At 66.8% G+C, this 3,577-nt stretch carries 5 protein-coding genes; all 5 read left to right on the top strand.

Annotated features, from left to right (window positions below; all coding sequences use genetic code 11):
• Nucleotides 1-589: phosphate ABC transporter substrate-binding protein PstS (gene pstS / locus HZB86_06125; protein MBI5905112.1), on the top strand; the 589-nt coding region annotated here is incomplete at its 5' end.
• A 103-nt stretch (nt 590-692) separates the two neighbouring features.
• Nucleotides 693-1,622, top strand: coding sequence for a phosphate ABC transporter permease subunit PstC (gene pstC / locus HZB86_06120; protein ID MBI5905111.1), 930 nt, complete (start codon nt 693-695; stop codon nt 1,620-1,622).
• Nucleotides 1,622-2,464 carry a phosphate ABC transporter permease PstA gene (gene pstA, locus HZB86_06115; protein ID MBI5905110.1) on the top strand — a complete coding sequence of 281 codons (843 nt, stop codon included), beginning with the start codon at nt 1,622-1,624 and terminating at the stop codon, nt 2,462-2,464. Before pstC ends, pstA begins: the two co-directional genes overlap by 1 nt.
• A gap of 12 nt (nt 2,465-2,476) precedes the next feature.
• On the top strand, nt 2,477-3,238 hold the full coding sequence (gene pstB / locus HZB86_06110; protein MBI5905109.1) for a phosphate ABC transporter ATP-binding protein: 762 nt from the start codon (nt 2,477-2,479) through the stop codon (nt 3,236-3,238).
• Nucleotides 3,239-3,264: 26 nt separating this feature from the next.
• The coding region (locus HZB86_06105) for a phosphate transport system regulatory protein PhoU (GenBank protein ID MBI5905108.1) at nt 3,265-3,577 on the top strand (313 nt) is incomplete at its 3' end.

Here is a 3,577-nt window from a genome sequence, read left to right as displayed (position 1 = left end):
GAACGCGGACATCGTCGTGTCGCACCGCTCCGACGGCTCCGGCACGACGGACATCTTCACGAACTACCTGACCGCGGTGGACACCGGGTGGCGCGCCAAGGTCGGCCGCGGCAAGTCGGTGAAATGGCCGGTCGGCCTCGGCGGAAAGGGGAACGAGGGCGTCGCCGGGGTGGTCAAGCAGACGCCCGGGGCCGTGGGGTACGTCGAACTGGCGTACGCGAAGCAGAACAAGATGAAGGTCGCGGCGCTCCGGAACCGGGAGGGGAACTTCGTTTTCCCGACGCTCGAAGCGACCTCCGCCGCGGCGGCGGGAGCGGCGAAGTCGATGCCGGACGATTTCCGGGTGTCGCTGGTCGACGCACCGGGCAAGGATTCGTGGCCCATCTCCGGGCTCACCTGGATCCTGGTCTACAAGGACCAGAGGGACGAGGCGCGGGGGAAGGCGATGGTGCAGTTCCTCAAGTGGGCGATGAAGGACGGCCAGAAGATGGAGGCGGGGCTCGACTACGCCGCCCTGCCGAAGCCGGTTGCGGAGAAGGTCGACAAGGCGCTCCGGCGGATCTCCTTCAAGGGAAAGCCGCTGTACTGAGCCGGCCGTCCGCCCCGCGGACCGCCGTGATCCATACCGGAAGGGAAAAGGGGGAGAGATCCCCTTTTTCCCGTTTCGCGGGAGAAAGGGAACCGTCGCCGGAATGACCACCCGCAGCGGAAAAAACGACAAGGACCTCGCGTTCGAGAGGATCTCCGCGTTCTTCGCCTTCGCGGTGCTCTCTCTCGCGGTTCTTCTCTTCGCCGTGCTTCTCCGGGAGTCGCTGCCGGCCCTGCGGAAGTTCGGCGCCGGGTTCCTCTCCGGCGGGAGCTGGGATCCGGTCGCGGAGCAGTTCGGCGCCCTCCCCTTCATCTACGGTACCCTGGTCACCTCCTTCCTGGCCATCCTGATCGCCGTCCCGTTGAGCGTGGGCGCGGCGATCTTCATCGTCGAGTTCGCCCCCCCCTGGCTCAAGGGGCCTGTCTCGTTCCTGGCGGAGCTGCTGGCGGCCATCCCGAGCGTCATCTACGGTCTCTGGGGGATCTTCGTCCTGGTCCCGATCCTGCGCGACTGGCTGATGAAACCGCTGGCGAACCACCTCGGGTGGATCCCCCTGTTCCGGGGGCCGGTCTACGGTCCGAGCGTGCTCGCGGCCGGCGCGCTCCTGTCGATCATGATCGTCCCCTTCATCCTCTCGGTCAGCCGGGAGGTGCTGTCCACGGTGCCGCAGCGGCAGAAGGAGGCGGTGCTGTCGCTGGGGGGGACGCGGTGGGAGATGATCCGGATCGTGATCGGCCAGCACTGCATCCCCGGGATCTTCGGCGCCACGGTGCTGGGGCTGGGCAGGGCCCTGGGGGAGACGATGGCGGTCACGATGGTCATCGGGAACCGCCCCGAGATCTTCCTTTCGCTCTTCCAGCAGGGGTACTCGATGGCGGCGGTGATCGCCAACGAGTTCGCCGAGGCCGGGGGGATCCAGCTCTCCTCCCTGATCCTGGTCGGGCTCCTTCTCTTCCTCGTAACCTTCGTCGTCAATCTCGCGGCCAAGTGGATCCTGAAAAAGATGGTCGCGCGCGCCTCGCGGGGGATCTGATGGACACGGGCACGATCTCCTTCCGGCGGAAAGCGGCGGACCGGGCCGCGAAATGGGTGTTCCGGCTCTGCGCGTTTCTCGTGATCCTGCCCCTGTTCCTGATCTTCTTCGACCTGCTGATCAAGGGCGCGAAGGAGCTCCGGTGGACGCTGCTGACGGACCTTCCGCACCCGGTCGGGGAGCCGGGAGGCGGGATCGCGAACGGGATCCTCGGCACATTCGTGATCACGCTCCTCACCCTGCTGTGGTCGGTGCCGATGGCGGTGATGTGCGGGATCTACCTGGCGGAGTACGGACGGGGGAAATTCGCCGCGACGGTGCGGTTCGCGGTCGATACCCTGACAGGGGTCCCCTCCATCATCATGGGGATCTTCGGGTACCTCCTCATCGTGATCCCGATGAAGCGGTTCTCCGCCTGGGCCGGGGCGGCGGCGCTGTCGATGATCTTCATCCCGGTGGTCGTGCGGACGACGGAGGACATGCTCCGCACCGTCCCGGTGACGGTCCGGGAGGCGGCGCTGGCGCTGGGGATCGCGCAGTGGAAGACGACGCTGTTCATCACCGTCCGGACCGCGTCGGCGGGGATCCTCACCGGAATCCTGCTGGCGATGGCCCGCATCGTCGGAGAGACGGCGCCGCTCCTGTTCACGGCCCTCGGGAACCAGTTCTGGCAGACGCGGCTCGACCAGCCGATGGCCGCGATGCCGCTCCAGGTGTTTTCGTACGCCATCTCGCCGTACGAGGACTGGCACGACAAGGCGTGGGCGGGCGCGCTGGTCCTCATCGCGATGGTGCTGCTGATCAACGTCGGGGCCCGGGTCCTCACCCGGGAGAAACGGTAGGAGGGACCGCGCATGGCGAACGCATGGGATATCCGGGACGTAAGCGGCTGGTTCGGGGAAAACCAGGTGCTCCGGCGCATCCGGATGGAGATCGCGAGGAATTCCGTCACCTCGGTGATGGGGCCGTCCGGGTGCGGAAAGAGCACCTTCATCCGGTGCCTCAACCGGATGAACGACATGACGCCGGGGTTCCGGATGGAGGGGGAGATCCTCCTCGACGGCACGAACATCTACTCGGAGAAGGTGGACCCGGTCTACCTCCGCCGGCGGGTCGGGATGGTGTTCCAGCAGCCGAACCCGTTCCCCCGGATGTCGGTGTTCGAAAACGTCGCGGTGGGACTCAAGCTGAACGGGAGGAAGCTGTCGCGGTCCGGGATCGCGGACATCGTGGAGGCCTCGCTCCGCAAGGCGGCGCTCTGGCGGGAGGTCGAGGCGCACCTCGACCGTCCCGGCGCGTCGCTGTCGGGCGGACAGCAGCAGCGCCTCTGCATCGCCCGGGCGCTCGCCGTGGAGCCCGAGGTGCTCCTGATGGACGAGCCGTGCTCGGCGCTGGACCCGGTCTCCACCGCCAAGATCGAGGAGCTGATCGAGGACCTGAGCGACCGGTACACCATCGTCGTCGTGACCCACAACATGCAGCAGGCGGCGCGGATCTCCGACAGCGTCGCATTCTTCCTGCTGGGCGAGCTGATCGAGATGGACAAGAGCGGGAAGATCTTCACCAACCCGTCCGACAAGCGGACGGAGGAGTACATCACCGGAAGGTTCGGTTGAAATTTACCGGGAGGCGGTGAACGGAGATGAAGAAGCACTACGCGGAGCAGCTGGGGGGAATCCGGGAGATGGTCCTCCGGATGGGGGGGCTGGTCGAGCAGATGACGCGACGGGTGATCCAGGCGCTCGTCCGGCGGGACACCGGACTCCTCGCCGAGGTCCGGGCGATGGAATCGAAGGTCAACCAGCTCCACGTCGAGATCGACGAGGCGTGCCTGGAGATCATCGCCCTGCGGCAGCCGGCGGCCGTCGACCTGCGGTTCATCACGGCCGCGATGAAGATCATCGTGGACATGGAGCGGATCGGCGACCAGGCGATCAACATCGTCGAGCGCGCGG

The organism is Deltaproteobacteria bacterium (assembly GCA_016234845.1).
Taxonomy (GTDB): domain Bacteria; phylum Desulfobacterota; class Deferrimicrobia; order Deferrimicrobiales; family Deferrimicrobiaceae; genus JACRNP01.
Note: the sequence above shows the minus strand (reverse complement) of the source record. Positions and strands in the feature narration are given on the sequence as shown.

Bases quoted from the DNA above. Each gene is read 5' to 3' on its own strand.
- pstC (MBI5905111.1), top strand. From the start codon at position 693: ATGACCACCCGCAGCGGAAAAAACGACAAGGACCTCGCGTTCGAGAGG.
- pstA (MBI5905110.1), top strand. From the start codon at position 1,622: ATGGACACGGGCACGATCTCCTTCCGGCGGAAAGCGGCGGACCGGGCC.
- pstB (MBI5905109.1), top strand. From the start codon at position 2,477: ATGGCGAACGCATGGGATATCCGGGACGTAAGCGGCTGGTTCGGGGAA.